This window comes from Paracoccus sp. P2 (assembly GCF_046335115.1).
Lineage (GTDB): Bacteria > Pseudomonadota > Alphaproteobacteria > Rhodobacterales > Rhodobacteraceae > Paracoccus > Paracoccus pantotrophus.
In genome coordinates, this window is the sequence record NZ_JBGOSN010000020.1 from 21,230 (window position 1) to 46,112 (window position 24,883).

Below are 24,883 nucleotides of genomic sequence, written 5' to 3' on the forward strand. Positions count from 1 at the left end.
CGCCGATTCGGTGCGCGGCCTGCTGCCGGATCGCCTAGCCTTCGTGCCAGCAGGGTTGCAGGTCGCCCGGCCGCGGGCTTGCCGCGTGGACGCCGCGCGCGATGGCGCGGGCCAGCGTGCAGGCGGCGGCATGGCCCAGCAGAAACGGCGTCAGTGCCGGATCGGGCAGGGGCCTGGCCCCGGTCGAGACGGCAAAGACCAGGTCGCCGTCGAAGGGCGTGTGGCTGGGTACGATGGCGCGGGCCATGCCGTCCTGCGCCGCCGTCGCCAGCCGCGTCAGCCCGGCCTTGTCGAGCGCCGCGTCGGTCGCGACGATGGCGATGGTCGTGGCCTCGCCCAGCCGTTTCGCCGGGCTGGGTTCATCCGCGGCGGGGTAGGGGCCGGACAGGCCCAGCCCGCCGAACTCGTTCCCCAACTCCCATGGCGCGGCCCAGAACTGCCGGGTCTCGCCCGCCGTCACCGATCCCAGCGCGTTCACCACCACCAGCGCGCCGACGGTGATGCCGCCCACCAGCACCGCCGAGGCCGAACCCAGCCCGCCCTTCCAGCGATGGGTCATCGCGCCGGTGCCGGCGCCCTCGCTGCCTAGCGCGAAATCCGCCGACGCAGCCTCCAGCGCCCTGCGCCCAAGCGCGGGATAGGGGTTCGCGGGCCAATCCTTGTCGCCGCCGTTCAGCAGGTCGAAGACGATGGCGCCGGGCACGATGGGCACGCGCACCGGGCCGACCTGAAAGCCCCGGCCCATGGCGCGCAACCCGTCCGAGACGCCGTCGCAGGCAGCCAGGCCAAAGGCCGAGCCGCCCGACAGCACCAGCGCATCCACCCCGCCGACCAGCTTGTCTGGGGCCAGCAGCTCGGTCTCGCGCGTGCCGGGGGCGCCGCCCATGACATTGACGCCGCAGGCGAAGGCTGCCTCGCCCAGCAGCACCGTGCTGCCCGAGCGCAGCGCGTCGTCGCGGGCATTGCCGACCCGCAGGCCGGAAACATCGGTGATCAGGTTTCGCGGTCCGGGTCGCATCGGGGCCTCCTGCGCGGGGTCAGGCCGCAATCTGCACGACGCGGGCCCCCGGCCGCAACCCGCGCCCGCATTCCGGCGTTGCACGGTCGGGCCGCCGCGCCTACCTAATGCGGCAGGACATGCGAAAGGACGCAACCATGAATGCCCCCATTCACAGGATCTTCGGCCGCCCGCTGGATGCCGAAATGCCGAAAGGCTACGATCAGGCGATCTTCGGCATGGGCTGTTACTGGGGCGTCGAGCGGCTGTTCTGGCAGCAGGAGGGCGTCTGGCTGACCGAAGTCGGCTTTGCCGGCGGCACCGCCGAGAACCCGAGCTACAAGCAGGTCTGCGCCGGCGGCACCGGCCATGCCGAGGTGGTGCGCGTGGTCTATGACAGCTCGCGCGTCAGCTATGAGCGGCTGTTGCAGATCTTCTGGGAAAACCACGACCCGACCCAGGGCAACCGCCAGGGTAATGACGTGGGCTCGCAATACCGCTCGCTCATCATGGTGTTCAACGACAGCCAGAAGGCGGCGGCGGAACTTTCCAAGGCCGATTACGGCAACCGGCTGGCGGTGCAGGGCTATCCCGACATCACCACGCAGATCATCCCCGCCGGGCCCTTCTGGCGGGCCGAGGACGATCACCAGCAATATCTGGACCGCTATCCGAATGGCTATTGCGGCTTGCGCGGCACGGGTGTCAAAGCCCCCCTGACCGATACAGCCGAGGGATATTGAATGCCGACCTGGACCGCGCTGACCCATACAACCGGACGCGAGGCGGCCGAGGCGCTTGCCGAGGCGGGCGAGGATCTGACCCCCGAGCCCGTCGGCAGCGGCGTCTTCGAGATCGAGGACGGCTCGGACCGCTGGGAGGTGGGGCTTTACTTCACCGAGGCCCCGGACGAGGTGGGCCTGGCGCTGCTGGCCGCGGCCTGGGACGCCGAGCCCTTCGCGGTCTCGGAACTGCCCGAGGTGGATTGGGTGGCCCATGTCCGGCGCGAGCTTTCGCCGGTCGAGGCCGGGCGCTTCTTCGTGCATGGCGGCCATGACGCCGACAAGGTGCCCGAGGGCGCCGAGGCGCTGCTGATCGAGGCGGCCATGGCCTTTGGCACCGGCCATCACGCCACGACCAAGGGCTGCCTGCTGGCGCTGGACCGGCTGATCGCCGAAGGCGTGGCGCCGCAGCGCATCGTCGATATCGGCTGCGGCACCGCGGTCCTGGCCATGGCGGCGGCGCGGTCCTTCCCGGTGATCGTGCTGGCCGGGGACATCGATCCGCAGGCGGCGGACGTGGCGCGCGCCAATGTCATCGCCAACGGGCTGGACGGGCGCGTCGAATGCGTCGAGGCGGTGGGCTTCGACCATCCGCTGATCGAGAACGCGGCGCCCTTCGACCTGGTCTTTGCCAATATCCTGAAACAGCCGCTGATCGACCTGGTGCCGGACATGGCGCGCCATCTGGCGCCGGGGGGCAGGGCGATCCTGTCGGGCATCCTCGTCACCCAGGCCCAGGAGGTGATCGCGGCCTATGCGGCAGGCGGGCTGGCGCTGGAACGGCGCGACGACCTGGGCGAATGGTCCACCCTGGTCGTCAGGCGCGGCTGATCAGGGCAAACGCCCCGCCAGAAATACTGAAGGCGGCCTTGCGGGGCCGCCTGGTCGTCTTGCCCCTCCGGGCCGGAAACGGGTCTGCGGGTTTCCCGCGCAGCCGATCTCGCGTCTTCAACCGCTGCTTAGCGGGCGCGCGCAATCCGCTCGATATCGCCGCGGCACAGACCGATATCGTCCAGCTCGCGATCCGTAAGACGGCTCAGCGCATTGCGGGTCATGCGCGCATCGTTCCAGGCCGACAGGGCCGCCCAGATTTTCGAGCCAATACCGAGAGAGCCCGTCCCGCCATGGATGCGGTTCGTGTCAATCGCCGACATAGTTTTTCACCTTGAGATCATTGCCCGCTCATCGGGCGCTTCGTTGATGCAACAGCATATAGGCCGGGCAGTTCGCGAAAACCACGGACAAACCGGCATCTCTGCCATGCAGCTTGTGCATAAGGCGCCGAAATTCCTGACTTTTTGCGCTAGGTGCCCGGAATGCATGCTGCGGTGCAATATTCTCCCGCGCGCAGGCGGTTTCCAGCGGGAAGATTGCGCGTTTCAGACCGGATCGTTCAGCGCCAGTCGCCCAGGGCCGCCTGCCAAAGCGCCAGTGACGCCACGGCAGCGGTGTCGGCGCGCAGGATTCGCGGGCCCAGGGCGACGGGCGTGACGCAATCCATCGCCGCAAGCCGCTTGCGTTCCGATTCGGACCAGCCGCCCTCGGGACCGATCAGAATCGCCCAGGGGCCGCGCGGCAGGCCGGACAGCACCTGCGCCGGCCCGGCCAGCGCCTCGTCGGCCCAGAGGATGCGCCGCCCGGCGTCCCAGCCGTCCAGCAGCCGCGACAGCGGCACCAGGTCGCCGACCTCGGGGACGAAGGTGCCGCCGCATTGCTCGGCGGCCTCGACGGCATGGGCCTGCAGGCGGTCCTGGCGGATGCGTTCGGAATTGGTGTGGTCGGTCTGCACCGGCAGGATGCGGGCGGCGCCCATTTCGGCAGCCTTTTCCACGATGAAATCGGTGCGCGCCTTCTTGATCGGGGCAAAGACCAGCCACAGGTCGGGCGGGTTGAGTTGCGGCGCGGTCCGGCGCAGCGCCGCCAGCGCGCCGTTCCGCTTGGCGATGCGCTCGATCCGCGCCAGCCATTCGCCGTCGCGGCCGTTGAAGACCAGGATCTCGTCCCCGGCACCCTGCCGCATGACCGAGGACAGGTAATGCGCCTGGTCGGGATTCAGCTCGACGCCTTGTCCCTCGGCCAGCGGGTGATCTATGAACAGTCTGATTTTCGCCATGATGGGGCGCAGCCTAATGCAGACCGACCACCGGACGCCAGAGGGGCCGACGCCAGAGGGCCCAAGCACCGTCGCCGACGCGCCGCCCGACAACTGGGTGGACCGCCACGCACCGCCGGACTGGAGGCCGTGGCTGCGCCTGTCGCGCGCCGACCGGCCGATCGGCACCTGGCTTCTGCTGCTGCCCTGCTGGTGGGGCATCGGGCTGGCGATGATCGCCGACGGGCCGGAATGGCGCGACCTGTGGATCGCGGTGGCCTGCGGCGTGGGCGCGGTGCTGATGCGCGGCGCCGGCTGCACCTGGAACGACATCACCGACCGCGACATCGACGACAAGGTGGCGCGCACGCGCTCGCGCCCCATCCCCTCGGGGCAGGTGACGGTCCGGGGCGCGCTGGTCTGGCTGGTGGCGCAGTCGCTGGCCGGCTTCGCCATCCTGCTGACGCTGGGCGGCGCGGCCATCGCGCTGGGCGTGGCCTCGCTGGCGCTGGTGGCGATCTATCCCTTTGCCAAGCGCTTCACCTGGTGGCCGCAGGTCTTTCTGGGCCTGGCCTTCAACTGGGGCGTGCTGCTGGCCTGGGCGGCGCATATGGGCAACCTGGCCCCGGCGCCGGTGCTGGCCTACCTGTCTGGCATCGCCTGGACGATCTTCTACGACACCATCTATGCCCATCAGGATGCCGAGGACGACGCGCTGATCGGCGTCAAGTCCACCGCCCGGCTGTTCGGCCGCGACACGCCGCGCTGGCTGGCGGGCTTCGCCGCCGCCTCGGTGCTGCTTCTGGGCCTGGCGGTGATGGCGGCGGCGCCCGCGGGGCTGGGCCTGACCCTGGGCCTGCTGGGCGTCGCCGGTTTCGCCGCGCATCTGGCCTGGCAGCTGTGGCGCTTCGACATGACCGACAGCGCCGGCTGCCTGCGGCTGTTTCGCAGCAATCGCGACGCCGGGCTGGTGGTTGCGCTGTTTCTTGCCTTGGCGGGGCTGGTCTGATTGCGAAAACCCGGCGCAGGGTTTACATGCGGCGGGTCGGTAACAGTCCCAAGGTTCCCCGGATGGCCAATCCCCAGCGGCAAGCGCGTCGTGGTCCTGTTCTTGTCGCCAGCCTGATCGCCCTTGCGGCGGCCGCCGGCCTGTCGTTCCTGGGCGCCCGCGCGGCCGCGGATTTCATCCAGACCCGCTCGGCCCAGGATCTGCGTGCCGCCCTGGCCGATTACGACTGGGTCGAGTTCACCACCGACGGCCTGCAGGTGCGGCTGGAAGGCATCGCGCCCGACGAGGTGCAGCGTTTCCGTGCCCGTGCCAGCGCCGAAACCGTGGTCGATGCGGGCCGCGTGATCGACCGGATGCAGGTCGCCGCCGCCGCCGAACTGGCCACCCCCGCCTTCGAGATCGAGCTTTTGCGCAACGACCAGGGCGTTTCGATCATCGGCCTGGTGCCCGCCACGCTGGACCGCGCTTCGCTGGTCGACCGGCTGAAGCGCCAGACCGGCGTGGCCCAGGTCTCGGACCTGATGGAAAGCGCCGATTACCCGGTTCCCGAGGATTGGGAGGATGCCTTTGCCTTCGGCCTCAGGGCCGCGCAGCTGGCCAAGCGCGCCAAGGTCTCGATCGCGGCCGGCGAGGTCTCGGTCCGCGCCATCGCCGACAGCCCGCGCGAAAAGCGCGACCTGGAGATGGCGCTGAACCGCGCCAGGCCGGCCACCGTGACGCTGACCGCCGACATCACCGCGCCGCGGCCGGTGATCGCGCCCTTTACCCTGCGCTTCGTCAAGGATGCGGCGGGTGCCCGCTTCGACGCCTGCGCCGCCGATACCGAAACCGCGCGCGACCGCATCCTGGAGGCCGGGCGCGCAGCCGGCGTGCCGGACCAGCCGCCATGCACCCTGGGCCTGGGCGTGCCCTCGCCCCGCTGGGCCGATGCCGCCGTCCCTTCCATCCGCGCCGTCGAGGCGCTGGGGGCGGGTTCCGTCACCATCTCGGATACCGATGTGGCCCTGATTGCCCCCGCCGATGTCGCAGCAGCGACCTTCGACGAGGCGGTCGGCCGGCTGGAGGCCGCGCTGCCCCCGGCCTTCACGCTGAGCGCCCGGCACGAAAAGCCCGGCGAGGTCCAGGCGGGACCGGCCGAGTTCTCGGCCATGGTCGATGCGGGCGGCGTCAGCCTGCGCGGCCGCATCACCGACGAGCGGATGCGCGACGCGGTGGAAAGCCTGGCGCGGGCGCGCTTCGGCCAGGTGGACAGCGCGCTGCGCAGCGATGCCTCGGTCCCCGAGGGCTGGACGCTGCGCGCCATCGCCGCGCTCGAGGCGCTGGACGGGCTTGCGCGCGGCGAGGCCAGGGTGACGCCCGAGCTGGTGCGCATCAGCGGCGTCTCGGGCAACCAGACCGCATCGGACCTGGCGGCGGCGCGGCTGGCGCAGCGGCTGGGTGCGGGCGCGCGCTATGAGCTGGCGATCCGCTACGACCGGCGCATGGATCCGCTTCTGGGCCTGCCCTCGGGCATCGAATGCGTGGACCGGCTGAACGCGGCGATGCAGCAATCCGAGATCGGCTTCGAGCCGAACAAATCCGTCATCGCCGGCGATCCGGGTCCGACGCTGGCGCTGCTGGCCGAGACGATGAAGCTTTGCGCGGATTTCCGCATCGAGATTGGCGGCCATACCGATTCGCAGGGGTCCGAAGGCTTCAACGCCGAACTCTCGCGCGCCCGTTCCCAGGCGGTGCTGGCGGCGATGACCGAGGCGGGGATGGATACCCGCAACATGACCGCCAGGGGCTATGGCGAAAGCCGGCCCATCGCCGACAACGACACCGATGCCGGGCGCGAGGCGAACCGCCGCATCGAGTTCCTGCTGCTGGCCGACGATCCCGTCGTCACCGAGGCCCCGGCCCCGGCCGAACTGGTCAAGGGTGTCACCGACAGTCCCGAAACCGTGGCGGCGCGGGCCGAACAGGCCGCGCGCCATGCCGCGACCGCCGCCCTCGGCCCGGCGCTGGGCGTGCCCACCGACCCCGAGGCGGCGCTGTTCGCCGCGACCGAGCCGGTGCGGCTGCTGCTGTCGGGGGTCGATCCGTCGCGCGTCGCCACCCAGCCGGCGCAAGAGGCCGCGCTGCCGGAACTGCCGGCGCTGCGGGCCGCGACGCTGCCCGCGGCCAGCCTGCTGCCCCCGCCCGCCGAGCCGGTCGAGCCCGCCGAGGCCGCCACCCGGCCGGTGCGCGAGGCGCTGGTCGGCGCCGCCACCGAGGCGGCGACCATGCCCGCGCGCGATGCCTTGCATGTGAACCGCCCGCTGCCGCGCCCCGAACCGGCCTCGGCGCCGTGATCCGCAACCCCTTGCCCTGAAGTCCCCTGCATGAACCGCACCGAATTCATCATCGCCACAGCGATCATCCTGTTCGCCGCCTTCATGCTGGGCTGGTTCGCAAGCTGGCTGGTCCACCGCCTGTCCCGCGTCACCCGCGCCGAGATGGGCGAGCTGGAGAGCATGGCCCAGCAGCTGCACGAGGCCGAGGAGCAGCGCGACCGCGCCGTGGACGCGCTGGAGACGCGCGAGGCCGACCTGGTCGCCCGACTGTCCCGCACCGAGGCCGAGCTGCGCGCCAGGCAGGCGCAGCTGCGCGAAAGCCTGACCGAGGTCGAGGAATTGCGCGACTATATCGACCGCAAGCTGGGTCGCAAGGGCTAAGCGGGCGCGTGACGGGGCTGCCGGGCCGGGGCTCTGCCCCGGACCCCGGGGTATTTGGAAAACGGAGAAAGGCGGGGCTTTCGGCGCGTTGCCGGAAATGCAGAACCGCCGGGCCAGGCCGGCGGTTTCGGTTTTCGGGCGGTCAGGTCAGACCCCGGCCTCGATGATGGCGCGGGCCAGGATCGGGATGGTGTCCTGGTTCAGCCCGGCGATATTGATGCGCGAATCGCCCACCATGTAGATGCCGAATTCTTCCTTGATGCGCTTGACCTGTTCGGGCGTGGCGCCGAGGCGCGAGAACATGCCGCGATGCTGGGCCACGAAGCCGAAACGGTCCGAACCGCTGAGGTCGCGCAGCTCGCCCGCCAGCTGCTCGCGCAGCTTGAGCATGCCGCCGCGCACCGCTTCCAGTTCGGCCATCCAGTCGGCGCGGAGTTCCGGCGTGGTCAGCACGGTCGAGACGATCTTGGCGCCGTGGAAGGGCGGGAAGGAATAGGTCTGGCGGTTCAGGAAGGCCATGGCGCCCTGGGCCAGCTCGCGGGTCGCGGCATCGGGGCAAAGCGCCAAGAGGCAGCCGGTGCGTTCGCGGTAGATGCCGAAGTTCTTGCTGCAGGAGGCCGCGATCAGCACCTCGGGGATGCGCGAGGCGATCAGCCGGGTGCCGGCCGCGTCTTCTTCCAGCCCGTCGCCGAAGCCCTGATAGGCCAGGTCGATCAGCGGCAGCGCCCCGGTCTTTTCCAGGATCGCGGCGACCTCGGCCCATTGCTCCAGCGTCAGGTTGGCGCCGGTCGGGTTGTGGCAGCAGCCGTGCAGCAGCACCACGTCGCCCTTTTTCGCCTGGGCGATGTCGGCCTTCATGCCCTCGAAATCGACGCCGCGGGTCTCGGCGTCGAAATAGCGATAGGTCTGGACCGGCAGGCCCATGAAATTCATGATCGAGACATGGTTGGGCCAGGTCGGGTCGCTGACGAAGACCCGCAGGTCGGGGTTCGCCATGCGCGCCAGTTCCAGCGCCTGCCGGATGGCGCCGGTGCCGCCGACGGTGGCCAGCGTCGCGGTGGTCTCGGGCTTGAGCCCCTCGCCCAGGATCAGCTCGCCCATGGCCTTGTGGAATTCGGGCTCGCCCGACAGGCCGGCATAGGTCTTGGTGGTCTCGGTCTCCAGCATGCGCTGTTCGGCGGCATGGACGGCGCGCATGATCGGGGTGTGGCCGGTCGCGTCCTTGTAGACCCCCACGCCCAGGTCGATCTTGCCCTGGCGGGGATCGGTCCTGAATTCGCCCATCAGGGCCAGGATCTTGTCGGGGGCCTGCGGTTTCAGATTGCCCAGCATCACGCGTCTCCGGTTGCGATTTTAAGGTCGGGGAAGCTGCCCCATTCGGCCCAGCTTCCGTCATAAAGCGAATGGTCCCGGTGCCCGATCCGTTCGAGCGCCAGGAACAGCGAGGCCGCCGTCACCCCCGAGCCGCAGGTGGTGATCACGGGTTTCGACAGGTCCACGCCGGCGGTTTCGAACTCGGCCCGGAGTGCCGCGGCCGGCTTCAGCGTGCCGTCCGCGTTGTAGAGCCGGCCGAAGGGCAGGCTTTTCGAGCCGGGGATATGGCCCGAGCGCAGGCCGGGGCGCGGCTCGGGCGCCTCGCCGCGGAAGCGTTCGGCCGAGCGGGCGTCGACGATCTCGTGATCGGCAAGCTTGCTGGCGGCGGCGACCTGGGTCACGTCGCGCACCAGCGCCGCCTGACGCTGCACGGTGATGTGGCGGTCGCGCAGGATCGGCGGCATGTCCTCGGTCTCGCGGCCCTCGGCCAGCCACTTGCCGAAACCGCCGTCCAGCACCGCCACGTCCTGTTTGCCCATCAGCTTGAAGGTCCACCAGACCCGCGCCGCCGAACGCACAGGCGAGTTGTCGTAGACCACGACCTGGTGGCCGTCGCCGATGCCCATGGCGCGCATGCGGCTGATGAACATCTCGGGCTGCGGCGCCATGTGCGGCAGCTCGCTGCGCTTGTCGGCGATCTCGTCGATGTCGAAGAAGCGGGCGCCGGGGATATGCGCGGCCATGTATTCGGCCCGCGCGTCGCGGCCCGGCTCCAGGAACCAGCTGGCGTCGATGATGCGCAGGTCGGGATCGTTCAGATGGGCCGCGAGCCAGCCGGTCGAGACCAGCACTTTCGGATCGTCGGAATCGGTGGACATCGGCCTTCCCCCCGCGCGCGCAGAAACGACACCGATGTAACCGCAGCCGCGCGGGGCGGCAAGGCTTAACCCTGCTTCAGCAAACGCTGTTTCTGCCGGTTCCAGTCGCGCTTGGCGGCGGTTTCGCGCTTGTCGGCGACCTTCTTGCCCTTGGCGACGCCGATCTTCAGCTTCACCTTGCCGCGGTCGTTGAAATACATCACCAGCGGCACCAGCGTCATGCCCTCGCGGCCGATGGCCTGCCAGAGGCGGCTGAGTTCCTTTTTCGACACCAAGAGCTTGCGGCGGCGCCGTTCCTCGTGGCCAAAGACGCCGGCCTGCTTGTAGGCGGCGATATAGGCGTTGATCAGCCACAGCTCGCCCTGTTCCACCGAGGCATAGCTTTCGGCGATGTTGGACTGGCCGGTGCGCAGGCTTTTCACCTCGGACCCGGTCAGCATGATGCCGACCTCGAGATCGCTTTCGATGAAGTAGTCGAAGCGCGCCCGGCGGTTCTCGGCGATGATCTTGTAGTTCGGGTCGGATTTCGTGGCCATGATCGGGCAGAGATAGGGCGGGGGGCCGTGGCTGTAAAGGCCGGACTGTTTCGGCCAGGCGGGCCGCGGCGGACCCGCCTGCGCCGGCCGGCCACCCTGCGGGATCAGCGCGGGACGCCGGTGCGGAAGCGGTCGAGCTGCGCCGGGGACAGGCCGCGCGTCGTTCCGGCAGGGGTGCCGAAGCAGGCCGCCTGGGTGCCGACATCCTCTCCGCTGACCCCGACCACGCCGATGTTCAGCGCAAGCTCCGCGGGGAACTGCACGATCCGCTCGCCTGCTTTTTCGAACCGGACCTCGCTGGTGGCGATCGGCGCGCCGCCTCGGGGTTCCCACAGATAGACCGTCGCCTGCGTCTCGCCCGACGCGCGCAACGTCAAATGCAGTGCGCCATAGGGCCGCCATTGGCTTGTGGTCTCGTCGATCGCCATGACCAGCGGGGGGTAGATATCCGCCTGCAGCGTGTTCTTGCCGTCGATCCTGGCGATCTCGTAGGGGCCCAGCAACCCGCTGACCATGAAGCCGTCGACATATCCGGGCTCATGCGTGCCGACCGCCATCCGCTGGAAGGCGACGCAATCGGGATAGCCGGGCGGCGGCTCCAGGACAGGTTCGCATCCCGCCAGGACCAACGGAACGAAAAGACAGATCAGCTTGCGCATTTCATTCTCCAAAGGTTTGAAAAACTTGGGAAAGCGTAATCACATCTCCGTGATTATCAATGATTCTTCCGCCTGCGGGGCTGGCGGGCTAAGCTGCCGGCGGTCCTTGAGGACCGATGGGTGCGAGGACAGGGAGGCGGCGGCGATGCGGCATGGCGGGCAGATTCTGGTTGATGCGCTGAAGGCGAACGGGGTCGGGCGGGTGTTCTCGGTTCCCGGCGAAAGCTTCCTGGCGGTGCTGGACGGGCTTTACGCCTCGGGCATCCAGAACGTCGTCTGCCGGCACGAGGGCGCCGCCGCGATGATGGCCGAGGCGCAGGGCAAGCTGACCGGGCGGCCGGGCGTGGCTTTCGTCACCCGCGGTCCCGGCGCCAGCAATGCCAGCGCCGGGGTGCATGTGGCGCGGCAGGATTCGACGCCGATGATCCTGTTCGTCGGCCAGATCGCCCGCGCCGACCGCGACCGCGACGCCTTCCAGGAGGTCGATTATCGCGCCATGTTCGGCCCGTTGGCGAAATGGGTGGCCGAGATCGACCAGACCGAGCGTATCCCGGAATATGTCTCGCGCGCCTTTCACCTGGCCATGTCGGGCCGGGCCGGCCCGGTGGTGCTGGCGCTGCCCGAGGACATGATCTCGGCCCGCGCCGAGGTGCCCGACATCGCCCCGCCGGCCGCGCCGCTTTCCGCTGTCGCCGGGGAATCGATCAAGGCCGTCGCCCAGGCGCTGGCCGGGGCCGAGCGGCCGCTGGTCGTGCCTGGCGGCACGCTGTGGTCGCAGGCGGCCGCCGACGACCTGGCGCGCTTTGCCGCAGGCTGGGGCCTGCCGGTCGCCGTGCCCTTCCGCCGGCAGAGCCATATGGACAATGCGCATCCGAACTATGTCGGCGACCTGGGCGTCGGCATGAATCCGGTGCTGGGGCAGGCGCTGTCGCAGGCGGATTGCCTGTTGTCCCTGGGCTCGCGGCTGGGCGACACGCTGACCCGCGGCTACGAGCTGATGGACCCGGTGCGCCCGCATGCGCGGGTGATCCATGTCCACCCCTCGCCCGATGAGCTGGGACATCTCTGGCGGCCCGATCCGGGGCTGGTGGCCGATCCGCGCGCGGTGGTGGCGGCGCTGGCCGCCTTGCCGGCGCCGCGGCGCTGGGACGGCTGGACCGCCGGGCTGCGCGCGGGTTACGAGGCTTGGCAGCAGCCTCGGCCCACCCCCGGCGCGGTGCGGATGGAGGCGGTGATGCGCTGGCTGTCCGACCATCTGCCGCCCGATGCGATCATCGCCAACGGCGCCGGGAACTACGCCGCCTTCATCCATCGCTATTACCGCTTTCGCCGCTGGGGCACGCAACTGGCGCCGACCTCGGGCTCAATGGGCTATGGCCTGCCCGCCGCCATCGCCGCCAAGCTGCAGCATCCTGATCGCATCGTGGTCTGCATGGCCGGCGACGGCTGTCTGCAGATGACGGTGAACGAGCTTTCTACCGCCGCCCAGCACGGTGCCGCCGTCATCGTCATCGTGGCGAACAACGGCCATTACGGCACCATCCGCATGCATCAGGAGCGCAGCTATCCCGGCCGCGTCTCGGGCACGGCGCTGGCCAATCCCGATTTCGCGGCGCTGGCCCGCGCCTATGGCGGCCATGGCGAACGGGTCGAGAGGCAGGAGGATTTCGCCGAGGCCTTCGCCCGCGCCCAGGCCGCCGGTACCCTGGCGGTTCTGGATCTGGCGCTGGACCCCGAGGCGCTGAGCACCGGGGCCACGCTCTCGGAAACCCGTGCCGCGGGCGAGGCGGCGTTGCGCCGCGCCTGACGGGCGGCAAGCGCGGCCGAGGGGCCGCAGGCGGCGGCATCAAGCCTCGCGGTCCGGATCGGGCGCCGGCTGCCGCGTGCAGGCCGAAGCCGGGCAGCCGGGCGCATGCCGGCCCGGCCAGAGCCCCCGGACATGAGGTTTCCCCGGAAAGCTCGGCCCTAGAACCCGCCGATCCAGACCAGCGCCGCGGCCAAAACCGCTGCCGCCGGCACCGTGATCAGCCAGGCACCGAGGATCATCCGCATGTAGGAGCGGCGCACCAGGTGGCGGCGACGGCGCTCTTCGGCGGGCAGGGGTGGCTGGCTGGCGGCCAGCCGCCGGTCACGCCATTCGCGGTAGAAGCCGACCCCGAACACGCCCCCCACCGCGACATGCGTGGTCGAGAGCGGCAGGCCCAGAAGCGAGGCGCCCAGCACCGTCGCCGCCGTCGCCAGCGACACGCAAAGCGCGCGCGATGCGTTCAGCCGGGTGATGCGGCTGCCGACCATATGCACCAGCCGGCGCCCGAACAGCAGGATCCCCAGCGCAATGCCCAGGCCGCCCAGCAGCAGTACCAGCCGGCCGCGCAGGGCATCGTCCCCCCCGGCCGACAGGCTGTCGAGGATGATGGTCAGCGGCGCGGCCACGTTCGATGTGTCGTTGGCGCCATGGGCAAAGCCCATGACCAGCGCCGCGGCGATCAGCGGCACCGCCAGCAACTGCTTCATCGCCAGCCGGCCGCCGGCCTCGCCGCGCGACTGCCGGTCGATGCGTCGCCGGGTATAGGCCCAGCCGAGCGCGCCGCAAGCCAGCGCCAAGACCGCATTCGCCGCCAGCCCCGTGCCATGCCAGGCCAGCTCCGCCACCCCCGCCAGCATGGCCGAGGCCAGCCCGACCACCACCGGCATCCAGGTGCGGGCGGCGGCGACGCGATCCTCGCGGTCCAGCACCAGCACACGCAGCAGCGCCATCAGCCCCGCCGCCGCCAGGCCCGAGACCAGCGGCGAGACGATCCAGCCAAAGGCGATCATGCCCATGGCCGGCCAGTTTACCGCCTCCAGGCCAAAGGTCGCCATCCCCGCCCCGGCGATGGCGCCGACCACCGAATGCGTGGTGCTGACCGGTGCGCCGAGCCAGGTGGCAAGGCTGATCCAGCTGCCCGCCGCCAGCAGCGCCGCCAGCATCATCCGCGCCGTCGCCTCGCCTTCGCCCAGCGTATTGCCGACCAGCCCCTCGGTCAGCGTGGCGGTGACGGCGCTGCCGGCGATGACCGCGCCCATGACCTCCATCGCCGCGACCAGGATGAGGCCGGCGGTCATGCCGATGGCGCCCGCGCCCACCGCCGGCCCCAGGGCGTTGGCCACGTCGTTGCCGCCGATCGACAGAGCCAGATAGGCGGCGACCGCCAGGCTGGCCGCCAGGATGCCGATGGCCGGCTGGCCGGTGAAAAGGCCGGTGCCGACATAGCTGGCGGCGGCGATGAAGATCAGCGCCAGCCCCAGCCGCAGCAAGGGCCGCGCCGAATGCAGCACCGCCCGCTCGGTATTGGTGACGCGGCTCAGATCCTTGTCGAGCGTGCGGTATTCGCGGGGTTCGCGCCTCATTCCGGAGGATGCCGCCGCTCGGCGGGCAGGCGGCGCAGGATCTGCTGCAGCCCGGTCTCGGCCACCATGCGGGCGGCGTCCTGGGGCGCGAACCAGCGGCGCTGACGCTCCTGCGCCTCGGGGAACTGCGTTTCCAGCGCCTCGACATACAGCGGAAAGACCCGCACCTCGACCGGGATGGCAAAGCCGCGGTCCTGGTCCTTGTCATAGTGATAGCGGCCGATCTCGACCTCGCCGACGCGGCCCTTGACGCCGGCTTCCTCCCAGGCCTCCTGCCGGGCGGCATCGGCCAGGCTGCGGCCGGCCATGGGCCAGCCCTTGGGCACGATCCAGCGCCCGGTGCCGCGGCTGGTGACCAGCAGCACGTCGCCGCTCGCCTCGTTCAGGCACAGCGCCGCGACCTGCATGTCGGGCGGGCGGCGGCCGATCAGCCGCGCCAGCCTTTCGCGGAACTCGACGATCATGCCGGATCCTCCGCGTCGCGGATGCGGCCGCGCATCGCCTTGACCGCGCCGCGCTGGGTCTTGGCGGCCAGCCGGCGGCGCTGGCTGCCCAGCGTCGGCCGGGTGGCGATGCGCTTGCGCGGCGCGACCAGCGCCTGGCGGATCAGCTCGGCCAGCCGCTCGCGCGCAAGCTCGCGGTTGCGGGCCTGGCTGCGGGTCTCCTCGGCCCGGATCAGCAGGGCGCCGTCCTGGGTCCAGCGCCGCCCGGCCAGCCGCTTCAGCCGCGCCTTGACCGGTGGGGCCAGATGCGGCGACCGCTCGGCCTCGAAGCGCAGTTCCACCGCGGTCTCGACCTTGTTCACGTTCTGCCCGCCCGGTCCCTGGGACCGGGTGAACTGTTCGGACAGTTCCCATTCCTCGATGGCGATCTGGTCGGTGATGCGAAGCATGGTGCGAATATGTCGCAAATCCCGGTTAAGAAAAGGCCAAGCGAATCGCGAAGCGCGCAAATTATGTCAGTGCAGCCGGATTGCCGCACTGGCCGAGGCGCCATCGGCATCCACCACCGTCAATTCGGCAAAGCCGGGGCCGGGATTGGGCAGGCTGGCCGTGGGCTGCGGCCGGGCGATGGCGGCGGGCGCGCCGTTCAGCAGGAAGGTCCAGGGCCCGCGCCCGCCCCGCGCCTTGGCAGTCAGCGGTCCTGCTGCGTCGATCTCGGCCCCGTCGGGTGGATAGGTCAGGCGCAGCGCATCAGGGGCGGCGGGGCCCGCCGCCATGGCGCTGGCCTCGCCCGGCGGGGCAAAGCGGCGCAGGGGCAGTGGCAGGGCGCTGTTCGGCAGGGTCAGCGCCTGCGGCGGAGGCGGCGGCAGCGCCACCGCGGGCAGGGCGTCGAACAGGTCGAACAGCACCGGCGCCGCCAGCTCGCCGCCAAAGGCGCCGGGCACCGGTGTGCCGTCCGGCCGCCCCAGCCAGACCGCGCCGACCCGCGCCCCATCGAAGCCGATTGCCAGCGCGTCGCGATGCCCATAGGAGGTGCCGGTCTTGTAGGCCAGCGCGCGCTGCCGCGCACCCCGCGGGGCGGGGTTCTGGCTCAGGATATGGCCGACCTGCCAGGCCGCGACCGGGCCGAACATCGGCGCGGCCAGTTCCCGGCTGCCGCCCGGCAGCGGCGACAGCGTGATGCCCCGGCCGCCGCGCGCCAGCGCCGTATAGCCCTCGGCCAGCCCCTCCAGCGTCACGCCCGCACCGCCCAGCACGATGGCCAGCCCCGGCGCCTCGCCCGGCAGGCGCAGCTCGACCCCGCCGCGGCGCAGCGCCTGGGTGATGCGGTTCGGCCCCACCGCCTCGGCCAGCTTCACCACCGGGATGTTCAGCGACCAGACCAGCGCGTTCTTCAGGCTGACGGTGCCGCGGAAATGATGGTCGAAATTCTGCGGCTGCCAGCGGCCGAAGGCGGTGGGCCGGTCCTCGATCAGCGTCTCGGGATGCGCCAGCCCGTCGTCGAAGGCCAGCCCGTAGACGAAGGGTTTCAGCGTCGAGCCCGGAGAGCGCCAGGCCCGCGCCATGTCCACGAAACCGGCCGAGGCGCCATCCGTCCAGTCCGCCGCGCCGACCTCGGCCAGGATCTCGCCCGTCCGGTGATCGGCCAGCACCACGGCCGCCGAGAGCCGCCGCCCGGCGCCGCGCACGGCGCGCGAGGCCAGCTCCTCGGCCCGGCGCTGCAGGCGCACGTCGATGGTGGTCTCGATCCGTGCCGCGCCGGGGTTTTCCCGCACCAGCCGCGCGGCCAGCAGGGGCGCCAGCGCCGGAAAGGCGCGGCGCATCCGCGGCACCGGCTCGGCCATCGCCGCCCGCGCATCGGCATCGGAGATCAGCCCGGCCCGCGCCGCCCGCGCCAGAACCCGGTCCCGCGCCGCCTTGGCGGCTGCGGGGAAACGGTCCGGCCGTCGCGTCTCGGGCGATTGCGGCAGCGCCACCAGCAGCGCCGCCTGGGCGGGCGAGAGCCGCCGCGGCTCCTTGCCGAACCATTGCAGGGATGCCGCCCGGATGCCCTCGACATTGGCGCCATAGGGGGCAAGGCGCAGGTAAAGCTCCAGGATCCCGCGCTTCTCCAGCCGCCGCTCCAGGGCCAGGGCCAGCCGCATCTGCCGCGCCTTGCCGGCCCATTGCCCGGTCGGCCCCTCCTCGATCAATCGCGCCACCTGCATGGTCAGCGTGGATCCGCCCGAAACCACCCGCCCCTGCCGCAGCGCCTGCCAGCCCGCGCGCAACAGCGCCCGTCCGTCGACCCCGGCATGGCGCTGGAACCGCTGATCCTCCCACAGCAAAAGCATGTCCAAGAACAATGGATCGACCGGCCCTGCATCCAGCCGCCAGCGCCCGTCGGCCACCTGGAAGGGCCGCAGCAAGCTGCCGTCCCGCGCCACCACCTCGACGCCGACGGGCACATCGAGCCGGGGCAGCGCGGTCGCATCGACCCAGACATCCAGCCGGTCGCGAAGCCCGGCGCCCAGCCCAAGCAGCAGCACGAAAGACATCAGCAACAGGGCGGCACGGCGCGCTCTCATGCCGGATTTATACGCCAGCACGCCCCGACAGGAAACGGTTGCTTCTTTGCTCTGAAAATACCCGGCCGGCGGTGCAGATGCGCGCGGCCGGATGGGTATTGGGGGAGCAAAGAAGACGAGCAGGCCCTGCGCGTTTCACCGTTTCTCAAATACCCCAGCAACGGGGCGCCTAGCGCGGCTCATCCTCGCCGAACAGCCCCTTCAGCCCGCGCGCGATCAGGTTGCCGACCCGCGGCCTCGGCTGGTGGATGAAGGGCAGCGGCCGGCAGACCTCCATCGCGGCGATGCCGACGCGGGCGGTCAGGGCGCCGTTCACCACCCCCTCGCCGAAGCGTTTCGAGACCTTGGCGAGCAAGCCGCCGCCGGCCACGGTATGGATCAGGTCGTCGCCGGCGGCGACGGCGCCGGTGGCGATCAGATGCGTCATCACCGTGCGCGCCAGCCGCCAGCCGCCGACAGCGCCGGCGCGGCCGCCATAGATCTCGGCCATGCGGCGGATCATGCGCAGGTTCGCCGCCAGCGCCGCGATCACGTCGGCCAGCGCCAGCGGGATCAGCGCGGTGGCGGCGGCGACGGTGCGGGCGGCGGCCTCGATCTCGCGCCGGGCCTCAAGGTCCAGGGCGGCCAGCAACTCGGTTTCGGCCAGCGCGATCAGCGTCTCGGCATCATAGGCGTCGGGCTTGCGCTCCTTGAGCCGGGTCAGCCCCCATTCCAGCTCCGGCCGGGCGCGATACAGGCCCTCCATCCGCGCCACCACATGCTGCGCGGCCTTCAGGTCGCCCGAGGCCAGCGCCGCCCCCGCCTCGCGGTTGATGCCGTCGATGGCGGCAAAGCGCGACCAGGCGCGGTATTCGCGAAACGCCATCCCCAGCGCCGCGAGGCAGAACAGCACCATCAGCGCGATGCCGATCCAGCCCAGCAGCGGATAGCTGTTCAGCAGGTCGGTCAGGTAGCGCAGCGCCGCCACGGACAAAAGGAAGGTGAACAGCGCCACCCCGGTATTGATGAAGAAGCGCGTCAGCCGCGACGGCCCGCGCCCGACCAGCCGGGCGACAAGCTGCATGGTGCGCGGCTGCGGCAGGGGCGGGGCCAGCCCGTCGTCGATCATCGGCGCATCGGCGGGCGAGGGCGCGGGTTCGCCCTCGCGCCACTCGGCCCGCGGCGCCTTGCGGTCGCGCTGGTCGGGGCGGGTCGGAGCCACGGCCAGGGGACCGGGCCGCTCCGGTCCGGCACCAGGACTCGGGGCGGCGCCCGTCGCCTGCGCGGGGCTGGCGGCCGCGGCCTGTTCGCCCTGCGCCTCGCCCATCTCCTTCAGCACCGGCCCGCGCCGTTTCGGAGGTTCAGCCATGGCGCTCTCCTATAGCCTGTCGCCGATCAGGAACTCGGCCGCGCGGTCCAGCCGGATATGCGGCGGCCCGTCGCCCGGCCGCAGCGTGCCGGGCGCCGGGGCGAAATCCATGATCGCGTAATCGCCCTCCAGCCAGCGGGTCGCGCCCTGGCTTGCCGGCACCAAGAGCTCGGCCGGATTGGCCGGCAGCTCGCCCGGATAGAAGGCCGCCTGCCGCCCGTCCATCAGCGTGCCGCGCACCGCGGGCAGCTCCTCGCCTGCCTCTCGGATCATCTCTTCGGTGGTGGTGCGCAGCGAGGCAATGGACATGGCCTCGGTCCGCGCGCCCGAGAAATCGGCGCGGTCGCGGGCCTCGCGCAGCATGGCGGCGGTGATCGCGGTCAGGCGCGGATGCTGGATGTGGTGCAGGTGGTCGGCCTTGGTCGCGGCGAACAGGATCCGCCCCACCCGGCGCGAGCCCAGAAGCTGCGCCAGCCAGCCGGCGCGGCCGGGGCGGAAGGCGGTCAGGATGTCGGCCATGGCGCGGCGCATGTCCTCGACCGCCTGCGGCCCGGCATGGATGGCGCCCAGCACGTCCATCAGCACCACCTGCCGGTCGATGCGGGCGAAATGGTCGCGGAAGAACGGCTTCACCACCCGCGCCTTGTAGGCGCCGAAACGGCGCGCGAACTCGCGCCCCAGGGACGTCGCCTGCATCTCGTGCGGCAGGGGGGTGAAGGTCAGCGCCGGCGAGCCGTCCAGCTCCCCCGGCATCAGGAAACGGCCGGGGGTGCAGTCCGACCAGCCCGCCTCGCGCGCCAGGTGCAGGTGCCTCGTATAGGCCGCGGCCAGCGCCTGCGCGGCGGTCTCGTCAAAGCGGCCCGGCTCGGTCGCCGCCAGCGCGGCGCGGAAATCCCCGGCACCGGGACGAGCGGCCATGCGCTCCAGAACCTCTTGCGACCATTGGTCGAAATCCTTCTCTATCAGCCGCAGGTCCAAGAGCCACTCGCCCGGATAGTCCACGATGTCAAGATGCAGCACCTGCTGGCCGCGCCAGCCGGCGATCAGCCCGCGCGGCTGGATGCGCAGCGACAGACGCAGCTGGCTGACATGGCGGGTGCCCTCGGGCCAATGCGGGTCGGGGCCGGTCATCGCCGCCAGATGCCGCTCGTAATCGAAGCGCGGCACGGTGTCGTCGGGCTGCGGCTGCAACCACGCCGCCTTCAGCGAACCGTCGGCCGCGGCCCGCAGCGCCGCCATGCGCCCGCGATCCAGCAGATTCGCCACCAGCGAGGTGATGAACACGGTCTTGCCGGCCCGCGACAGCCCCGTCACCCCCAGCCGGATCACCGGGTCCGAGATGCCCAGGCCCTGCATCAGATCGTCGGCGATACCCATTCCGTCCCTCGCTTTGGCCGGGTCAAGATAGGCAGGCCGGCGGCGGATGTGTAGGGGCACCTCTTTTCGCCCCGACGGCGCTTTGCCATAAGGCGGGGATGCAGCTGCCCATCGACGCCGTATTGCCCGACCTGACCGCCGCGCTGGCCGCGCATGGCCGTGCCGTGCTGATGGCGCCGCCCGGCGCCGGCAAGACCACCCGCGTCCCCCTGGCGCTGCTGCCCGCGATTTCCGGCCGCATCCTGATGCTGGAGCCGCGCCGCCTTGCCGCCCGCGCCGCGGCCGAGCGCATGGCCGAGACGCTGGGCGAGCCCTTGGGCCGCACCGTCGGCTATCGCATCCGCGGCGAGGCGGTGGCGGGCACCCGCATCGAGGTGGTGACCGAGGGCATCCTGACCCGGATGATCCAGTCCGACCCCGAGCTTTCCGGCATCGGCTGCGTGATCTTTGACGAATTCCACGAGCGCAGCCTGAACGCCGACCTTGGCCTGGCCCTGGCCTGGGAGGCGCGGGGGGCGCTGCGGCCCGACCTGGCGCTGCTGGTGATGTCGGCGACGCTGGATGCAGAGCCGGTCGCGGCGCTGATGGAGGGCGCGCCGGTCATCCGCTCGGAAGGTCGCGCCTTTCCGGTCGAGACGCGCTGGCTGGACCGCCCCCTGCCCGCGGGCGCCCGGCTGGTCTCCGAGGCGGCGCGGCTGATTACCCAGGCCGAGGCGGCGACGCGCGACACCGGCGGCACCATCCTGGCCTTCCTGCCGGGCGAGGGCGAGATCCGCCGCGTCCAGGCCATGCTGGACGTCGATGCCGAAGTGCTGCCGCTTTACGGCGCCATGGATTTCAAGGCGCAGCGCGCCGCCCTGCAACCCCCGGGCGGGCGGCGGCGGATCGTGCTGGCGACCGCGATCGCGGAAACCTCGCTGACCATTCCCGACGTGAAGGTGGTGGTCGATGCCGGCCGGGCGCGGCGGGCGCGCTTCGATCCCGGCTCGGGCATGTCGCGGCTGGTGACCGAGCGCGTCAGCCGCGCCGAGGCCGAGCAGCGCCGCGGCCGTGCCGGCCGCGTCGCGCCGGGCATCTGCTATCGGATGTGGGCGCGGGCCGAAGAAGGCGCGCTGCCCGCCTTCGCCCCGCCCGAGATCGCCGTGGCCGACCTGGCCGGGCTGGCGCTGGAACTGGCGATCTGGGGCTCGGACGGGCGCGACCTCGCCTTCCTGNGCGCGGGCCGAAGAAGGCGCGCTGCCCGCCTTCGCCCCGCCCGAGATCGCCGTGGCCGACCTGGCCGGGCTGGCGCTGGAACTGGCGATCTGGGGCTCGGACGGGCGCGACCTCGCCTTCCTGACGCCGCCGCCCGAGGCGGCGCTCTCCGAGGCGCGGGCGCTCTTGCGCGACCTCGGCGCGCTGGACGGGGACAACCGCATCACCCCGCACGGCCGGCGTCTGGCGCCGCTGCCGCTGCATCCGCGACTGGCGCATATGCTGGTCACGGCCGGGCGCGAGGCCGCCGACCTCGCCGCGCTGATGGCCGAGCGCGACCCGCTGACCGGCGCACCCGCCGACCTGACCCTGCGGCTGGCGGCGATCCGCGACCTGCGCGCCTATCAGGACCGCCACCCCTGGCCGGCCAACCCCGGCACGCTGCACCGCATCCGCGACGAGGCGAAACGCCTGCGCCGCATGGCGGGCGAGGGCGCCGGCCTGTCGCCGGGCGCCATGGCCGCGCTGGCCTATCCCGACCGCATCGGGCTGCGCCGCAAGGGCGAGCAGCCGCGCTATGTGCTGTCGGGCGGCAAGGGCGCGGTGCTGCCCGAGGGCGACGCGCTGGCCGCACAGCGCCTGATTGTCGCGACCGACCTTGACGGCGATGCGCGCGAGGCCCGCATCCGCATGGCGGTGGCGGTGGATGAGGACGAGATCCGCGCCCTGTTCCCCGACCGCATCGAGACCGTCGAGCTGGTGGAATGGTCCCGCCGCGACAGCCGCGTCCTTGCCCGCCGGCAGGAACGCCTTGGCGCGCTGGTGCTGGCCGACCGGGCGCTGGACGATCCCGACCCGCAGGCGCTGGCCCGCGCCGCCTTCGAGGGGCTGCGCGCGACCGGGCTGACCTGGAGCCCCGGCGCCGCGCGGCTGCGGGCACGGGTCGCGCTGATCCCGGAACTCGGCCCGGTCGATGACGAAAGCCTGCTTGCCGATCCCGACTGGCTGCTGCCCTGGCTGGGCAAGGTGCGGACCCTGGCCGACCTGCGCGGGCTGGACCTGAGCGAGGCGCTGAAGGCGCGCATCGGCTGGGACGGCCAGCGCCGGCTGGATCAGGCGGCGCCGGCGCATTTCGTCACGCCGCTGGGCCGCAGGGTGCCCATCGACTACGACCACGAGACACCCTCGGTCGAGCTGAAGCTGCAGGAACTGTTCGGCCTGTCGCGCCATCCGGTGGTCGGCAACCGGCCCTTGCGCATCACCCTGCTGTCGCCCGGCGGCAAGCCCGTCGCGGTGACCACGGACCTGCCGGGTTTCTGGGCCGGGGGTTACGGCGATGTCCGTAAGGACATGCGCGGCCGCTATCCGCGCCATCCCTGGCCGGAAAACCCGCTGGAAGCCGACCCGACCACTCGCGCCAAGCCGCGCGGAACCTGATCATTTCACCGTTTCCCAAATACTCCGGCAACCGCGCAACCTAGACCGGCTTCAGCCCCTTCAACCGGAAGGCCAGCACGATCATCGCCACGCCGATCAGCAGCGCGAACAGGCCGATCAGCCAGGCGATGCCCAAGAGCCCCGCGGCCGGCACCAGCGCCATCAGCACGCCCCAGACGACCAGCAGCAAGCCGCTGAGCCCCAGCGCCCATTCGCCCTCGATCTCGTCCCGCAGCCGGAGGGCGGCGATGATGCGCAAGACGCCGGCGACCACGCCCCAGGCGGCCATCCAGATGATGAAGGCCAGCGCCGTCGCCGCCGGCCAGAACAGCGCCATTAGGCCGATGATGATCGACAGGACGCCGTCCAGCCCCCAGGCCCACCAGCGGTCGTCCTCCGCCTTGCGCCGGAAGGCCGTGACGATCGCCATCACCCCGTCGAAGATCGCATAGGCGCCAAAGACCAGCAGCAGGGCATAGACGGTCAGCCCCGGCCAGATCAGCGCCATCAGGCCGAACAGGATCGCCGCGATGCCGCGCAAGAGCGGCATCCACCAGTGATCGGCCATCACCCGGATCAGGTTTTCCATCGCCGCACCTCTTGGATCATACCATGCGCGCGATTAGACCGCATACCCGTGCAGGGTACAAATGCCTGGCGAGGCGGGGGCATGCGGCACAAATTTGTCCGTTTTGTCCTTGCCCTGTTCCCGCACCGGGAGCCATGGTCCGGGGAAAGAGGGTAGCAATGGGCGCAGGCAATACCGCGAGGCCGGTTTCCGCGATGCGGCTGGTGATCCATTTCTTCGGGGTCTGGTTTGGGGGGATGGTCCTGTTCGGGCTGCTGGCCTTCATGGCGGCGGGTCATGGCATCGAGTTGCGGAACGACGCGGCGGGCCTGATCCTGGTCTTCATCGCGAGCCTGACCTCGGGTCATCTCTGGTATCGCCGCGAAAACGCCGTTCCCGCGCCGGGGCGGATGTTGCGGGCCGCGCTGCTCTGCATGCTGTTCTTGGCGATCTTTCACGCCGCGGTGATCGTGGCGATCCCGGCCCGTATCCCGCAATTTCCGGCCTTTGGCCGGCTATCGCAATCCGGGCGCGAGATGCTTTGGGTCGTGCTGGCGGGGGCGGCGCTGTTCTTGGTGCCGGTCGCCCGCATCGGACTGGGCCTGGGCATCCGCCAGGGCTGCAAGGCGGCGGAAAAGGTCGCCGAACGGGCTGCCCGCAAGGTTGCCCGGCAGGGCTAGCCCAACCGCTCGGGCAGGGTCATGCCGCGCAGGATCTCGGCCGCGGGCATCGGGCGCTTCCCTTCGCGCTGCGCCTCCAGCACCTCGATGGCGCCCTCGCTGCAGGCGATGGTGAAGCCCGACAGCACCCGGCCCGGCGCGCCCGGACCGGCGGCGAGGCGCGAACGCAAGAGCTTCACCCGCTCGCCCCCGATCAGGCACCAGGCGCCGGGAAAGGGCGAGAGGCCGCGGATCTGCCGGTCGACCTGCGCGGCCGGCCGCGTCCAGTCGATCCGCGCCTCGGCCTTGTCGATCTTTTGCGCATAGGTCACGCCCTCGGCCGGCTGCGGCCGGGCGGGCAGGGGCAGGCGGTGCAGGGTCTCGACGATCAGCGCCGCACCCATCTCGGCCAGCCGGTCGTGCAGGTCGGCGGTGGTGTCCTCGGGGCCGATGGCGGTGCGCGCCTCGGCCAGCACCGGGCCGGTATCCAGCCCCGCCTCCATCTGCATGATGGCGACGCCGGTCTCGGCATCGCCGGCCATGATCGCCCGATGGATCGGCGCCGCCCCCCGCCAGCGCGGCAGAAGCGAGGCGTGGATGTTCAGGCAGCCCAGCCGCGGCGCCTCTAGCACCGCCGGCGGCAGGATCAGCCCGTAGGCCACCACCACCGCCACATCGGCGGCGAGCGCGGCGAAATCCGCCTGGTCCTGCGGCGCTTTCAGCCGCTCGGGCGTGCGGACCGGCAGGCCCAGTTCCTCGGCGGCGCGATGCACGGGCGAGGGGCGGGGCTTCTGTCCGCGCCCGGCCGCGCGCGGCGGCTGGGAATAGACCGCGACGACCTGGTGCCGCGCGGCGATGGCCCGCAGCGCCGGGACCGAGAAATCGGGTGTGCCCATGAAGATGACGCGCATCGCTGCCCTCCGTTGTCCTTGCCGCC

At 71.3% G+C, this 24,883-nt stretch carries 22 protein-coding genes and 1 pseudogene; 8 read left to right on the top strand and 15 right to left on the bottom strand.

The window, feature by feature from the left end; translation table 11 throughout:
• Positions 1–34: 34 nt before the first annotated feature.
• A complete protein-coding gene (locus ACDP63_RS13850; protein WP_024843212.1) occupies positions 35–1,018 on the bottom strand; it encodes a P1 family peptidase in 984 nt (327 codons plus the stop codon).
• Positions 1,019–1,155: 137 nt separating this feature from the next.
• Between ACDP63_RS13850 and msrA the strand changes: the two genes are divergently transcribed.
• Positions 1,156–1,740 (top strand): peptide-methionine (S)-S-oxide reductase MsrA, encoded by a 585-nt coding sequence (gene msrA, locus ACDP63_RS13855; protein WP_074990404.1) that lies wholly within the window; start codon positions 1,156–1,158, stop codon positions 1,738–1,740.
• The gene (locus ACDP63_RS13860) at positions 1,741–2,610 is read left to right on the top strand and encodes a 50S ribosomal protein L11 methyltransferase (protein WP_409928136.1); all 870 of its coding nucleotides are present in this window, start codon (positions 1,741–1,743) and stop codon (positions 2,608–2,610) included.
• A gap of 128 nt (positions 2,611–2,738) precedes the next feature.
• Here the strand turns inward: ACDP63_RS13860 and ACDP63_RS13865 are convergent, their stop codons facing one another.
• A complete protein-coding gene (locus tag ACDP63_RS13865) occupies positions 2,739–2,933 on the bottom strand; it encodes a DUF1127 domain-containing protein (RefSeq protein ID WP_024843209.1) in 195 nt (64 codons plus the stop codon).
• A 239-nt stretch (positions 2,934–3,172) separates the two neighbouring features.
• Positions 3,173–3,892 (bottom strand): 16S rRNA (uracil(1498)-N(3))-methyltransferase, encoded by a 720-nt coding sequence (locus tag ACDP63_RS13870; RefSeq protein WP_024843208.1) that lies wholly within the window; start codon positions 3,890–3,892, stop codon positions 3,173–3,175.
• 16 nt (positions 3,893–3,908) lie between these two features.
• Between ACDP63_RS13870 and ubiA the strand changes: the two genes are divergently transcribed.
• From ubiA to ACDP63_RS13885, 3 genes are all read left to right on the top strand, one after another.
• On the top strand, positions 3,909–4,880 hold the full coding sequence (gene ubiA / locus ACDP63_RS13875) for a 4-hydroxybenzoate octaprenyltransferase (protein WP_024843207.1): 972 nt from the start codon (positions 3,909–3,911) through the stop codon (positions 4,878–4,880).
• 62 nt (positions 4,881–4,942) lie between these two features.
• Positions 4,943–7,213 (top strand): OmpA family protein, encoded by a 2,271-nt coding sequence (locus ACDP63_RS13880; RefSeq protein WP_036747198.1) that lies wholly within the window; start codon positions 4,943–4,945, stop codon positions 7,211–7,213.
• 30 nt (positions 7,214–7,243) lie between these two features.
• The gene (locus ACDP63_RS13885; RefSeq protein ID WP_024843205.1) at positions 7,244–7,576 is read left to right on the top strand and encodes a hypothetical protein; all 333 of its coding nucleotides are present in this window, start codon (positions 7,244–7,246) and stop codon (positions 7,574–7,576) included.
• Positions 7,577–7,723: 147 nt separating this feature from the next.
• Here ACDP63_RS13885 and ACDP63_RS13890 read toward each other — a convergent pair whose 3' ends face one another.
• From ACDP63_RS13890 to ACDP63_RS13905, 4 genes are all read right to left on the bottom strand, one after another.
• The gene (locus tag ACDP63_RS13890) at positions 7,724–8,908 is read right to left on the bottom strand and encodes an aromatic amino acid transaminase (RefSeq protein ID WP_024843204.1); all 1,185 of its coding nucleotides are present in this window, start codon (positions 8,906–8,908) and stop codon (positions 7,724–7,726) included.
• Complete coding sequence (gene sseA / locus ACDP63_RS13895) at positions 8,908–9,768, bottom strand: 3-mercaptopyruvate sulfurtransferase (RefSeq protein ID WP_028709931.1); 861 nt, start codon at positions 9,766–9,768, stop codon at positions 8,908–8,910. Before sseA ends, ACDP63_RS13890 begins: the two co-directional genes overlap by 1 nt.
• A gap of 65 nt (positions 9,769–9,833) precedes the next feature.
• The gene (gene smpB / locus ACDP63_RS13900) at positions 9,834–10,304 is read right to left on the bottom strand and encodes an SsrA-binding protein SmpB (RefSeq protein WP_024843202.1); all 471 of its coding nucleotides are present in this window, start codon (positions 10,302–10,304) and stop codon (positions 9,834–9,836) included.
• A gap of 104 nt (positions 10,305–10,408) precedes the next feature.
• Positions 10,409–10,963 (bottom strand): hypothetical protein, encoded by a 555-nt coding sequence (locus ACDP63_RS13905; protein WP_024843201.1) that lies wholly within the window; start codon positions 10,961–10,963, stop codon positions 10,409–10,411.
• A gap of 145 nt (positions 10,964–11,108) precedes the next feature.
• Between ACDP63_RS13905 and ACDP63_RS13910 the strand changes: the two genes are divergently transcribed.
• Positions 11,109–12,770: a thiamine pyrophosphate-binding protein gene (locus ACDP63_RS13910; RefSeq protein WP_024843200.1), complete on the top strand. Its 1,662-nt coding sequence runs from the start codon at positions 11,109–11,111 to the stop codon at positions 12,768–12,770.
• 158 nt (positions 12,771–12,928) lie between these two features.
• Here ACDP63_RS13910 and ACDP63_RS13915 read toward each other — a convergent pair whose 3' ends face one another.
• The 6 genes from ACDP63_RS13915 to ACDP63_RS13940 form a co-directional block, all read right to left on the bottom strand.
• The gene (locus tag ACDP63_RS13915; RefSeq protein ID WP_024843199.1) at positions 12,929–14,353 is read right to left on the bottom strand and encodes an inorganic phosphate transporter; all 1,425 of its coding nucleotides are present in this window, start codon (positions 14,351–14,353) and stop codon (positions 12,929–12,931) included.
• Positions 14,350–14,817 carry an NUDIX hydrolase gene (locus ACDP63_RS13920; RefSeq protein WP_024843198.1) on the bottom strand — a complete coding sequence of 156 codons (468 nt, stop codon included), beginning with the start codon at positions 14,815–14,817 and terminating at the stop codon, positions 14,350–14,352. The genes ACDP63_RS13915 and ACDP63_RS13920 overlap by 4 nt, the downstream gene beginning before the upstream one ends.
• Positions 14,814–15,245, bottom strand: coding sequence for an alternative ribosome rescue aminoacyl-tRNA hydrolase ArfB (gene arfB / locus ACDP63_RS13925; RefSeq protein WP_024843197.1), 432 nt, complete (start codon positions 15,243–15,245; stop codon positions 14,814–14,816). Before arfB ends, ACDP63_RS13920 begins: the two co-directional genes overlap by 4 nt.
• Positions 15,246–15,311: 66 nt before the next feature.
• Positions 15,312–17,363, bottom strand: coding sequence for a penicillin-binding protein 1C (gene pbpC, locus ACDP63_RS13930; protein WP_024843196.1), 2,052 nt, complete (start codon positions 17,361–17,363; stop codon positions 15,312–15,314).
• A gap of 169 nt (positions 17,364–17,532) precedes the next feature.
• Positions 17,533–18,711, bottom strand: a complete 1,179-nt coding sequence (locus ACDP63_RS13935) for a YcjF family protein (RefSeq protein WP_024843195.1) — start codon at positions 18,709–18,711, stop codon at positions 17,533–17,535.
• A 9-nt stretch (positions 18,712–18,720) separates the two neighbouring features.
• A complete protein-coding gene (locus ACDP63_RS13940; RefSeq protein ID WP_024843194.1) occupies positions 18,721–20,088 on the bottom strand; it encodes a YcjX family protein in 1,368 nt (455 codons plus the stop codon).
• A 98-nt stretch (positions 20,089–20,186) separates the two neighbouring features.
• Here ACDP63_RS13940 and ACDP63_RS13945 point away from each other — a divergent pair.
• A pseudogene (locus tag ACDP63_RS13945) lies at positions 20,187–22,719 on the top strand (ATP-dependent RNA helicase).
• 40 nt (positions 22,720–22,759) lie between these two features.
• Here ACDP63_RS13945 and ACDP63_RS13950 read toward each other — a convergent pair.
• On the bottom strand, positions 22,760–23,308 hold the full coding sequence (locus ACDP63_RS13950) for an HdeD family acid-resistance protein (protein ID WP_024843192.1): 549 nt from the start codon (positions 23,306–23,308) through the stop codon (positions 22,760–22,762).
• Between the two features lie 158 nt (positions 23,309–23,466).
• Here ACDP63_RS13950 and ACDP63_RS13955 point away from each other — a divergent pair, with 158 nt between their 5' ends.
• Complete coding sequence (locus ACDP63_RS13955; protein ID WP_036764680.1) at positions 23,467–23,967, top strand: ABZJ_00895 family protein; 501 nt, start codon at positions 23,467–23,469, stop codon at positions 23,965–23,967.
• On the opposite strand, the gene fmt is transcribed toward ACDP63_RS13955, so the two are convergent.
• Positions 23,964–24,857: a methionyl-tRNA formyltransferase gene (fmt, locus tag ACDP63_RS13960; protein ID WP_024843190.1), complete on the bottom strand. Its 894-nt coding sequence runs from the start codon at positions 24,855–24,857 to the stop codon at positions 23,964–23,966. The genes ACDP63_RS13955 and fmt overlap by 4 nt on opposite strands.
• Positions 24,858–24,883: the final 26 nt, after the last annotated feature.

Coding starts and splice junctions, on each gene's coding strand:
- ACDP63_RS13850 (WP_024843212.1), bottom strand. CDS start 1,018: ATGCGACCCGGACCGCGAAACCTGATCACCGATGTTTCCGGCCTGCGG.
- msrA (WP_074990404.1), top strand. CDS start 1,156: ATGAATGCCCCCATTCACAGGATCTTCGGCCGCCCGCTGGATGCCGAA.
- ACDP63_RS13860 (WP_409928136.1), top strand. CDS start 1,741: ATGCCGACCTGGACCGCGCTGACCCATACAACCGGACGCGAGGCGGCC.
- ACDP63_RS13865 (WP_024843209.1), bottom strand. CDS start 2,933: ATGTCGGCGATTGACACGAACCGCATCCATGGCGGGACGGGCTCTCTC.
- ACDP63_RS13870 (WP_024843208.1), bottom strand. CDS start 3,892: ATGGCGAAAATCAGACTGTTCATAGATCACCCGCTGGCCGAGGGACAA.
- ubiA (WP_024843207.1), top strand. CDS start 3,909: ATGCAGACCGACCACCGGACGCCAGAGGGGCCGACGCCAGAGGGCCCA.
- ACDP63_RS13880 (WP_036747198.1), top strand. CDS start 4,943: ATGGCCAATCCCCAGCGGCAAGCGCGTCGTGGTCCTGTTCTTGTCGCC.
- ACDP63_RS13885 (WP_024843205.1), top strand. CDS start 7,244: ATGAACCGCACCGAATTCATCATCGCCACAGCGATCATCCTGTTCGCC.
- ACDP63_RS13890 (WP_024843204.1), bottom strand. CDS start 8,908: ATGCTGGGCAATCTGAAACCGCAGGCCCCCGACAAGATCCTGGCCCTG.
- sseA (WP_028709931.1), bottom strand. CDS start 9,768: ATGTCCACCGATTCCGACGATCCGAAAGTGCTGGTCTCGACCGGCTGG.
- smpB (WP_024843202.1), bottom strand. CDS start 10,304: ATGGCCACGAAATCCGACCCGAACTACAAGATCATCGCCGAGAACCGC.
- ACDP63_RS13905 (WP_024843201.1), bottom strand. CDS start 10,963: ATGCGCAAGCTGATCTGTCTTTTCGTTCCGTTGGTCCTGGCGGGATGC.
- ACDP63_RS13910 (WP_024843200.1), top strand. CDS start 11,109: ATGCGGCATGGCGGGCAGATTCTGGTTGATGCGCTGAAGGCGAACGGG.
- ACDP63_RS13915 (WP_024843199.1), bottom strand. CDS start 14,353: ATGAGGCGCGAACCCCGCGAATACCGCACGCTCGACAAGGATCTGAGC.
- ACDP63_RS13920 (WP_024843198.1), bottom strand. CDS start 14,817: ATGATCGTCGAGTTCCGCGAAAGGCTGGCGCGGCTGATCGGCCGCCGC.
- arfB (WP_024843197.1), bottom strand. CDS start 15,245: ATGCTTCGCATCACCGACCAGATCGCCATCGAGGAATGGGAACTGTCC.
- pbpC (WP_024843196.1), bottom strand. CDS start 17,363: ATGAGAGCGCGCCGTGCCGCCCTGTTGCTGATGTCTTTCGTGCTGCTG.
- ACDP63_RS13935 (WP_024843195.1), bottom strand. CDS start 18,711: ATGGCTGAACCTCCGAAACGGCGCGGGCCGGTGCTGAAGGAGATGGGC.
- ACDP63_RS13940 (WP_024843194.1), bottom strand. CDS start 20,088: ATGGGTATCGCCGACGATCTGATGCAGGGCCTGGGCATCTCGGACCCG.
- ACDP63_RS13950 (WP_024843192.1), bottom strand. CDS start 23,308: ATGGAAAACCTGATCCGGGTGATGGCCGATCACTGGTGGATGCCGCTC.
- ACDP63_RS13955 (WP_036764680.1), top strand. CDS start 23,467: ATGGGCGCAGGCAATACCGCGAGGCCGGTTTCCGCGATGCGGCTGGTG.
- fmt (WP_024843190.1), bottom strand. CDS start 24,857: ATGCGCGTCATCTTCATGGGCACACCCGATTTCTCGGTCCCGGCGCTG.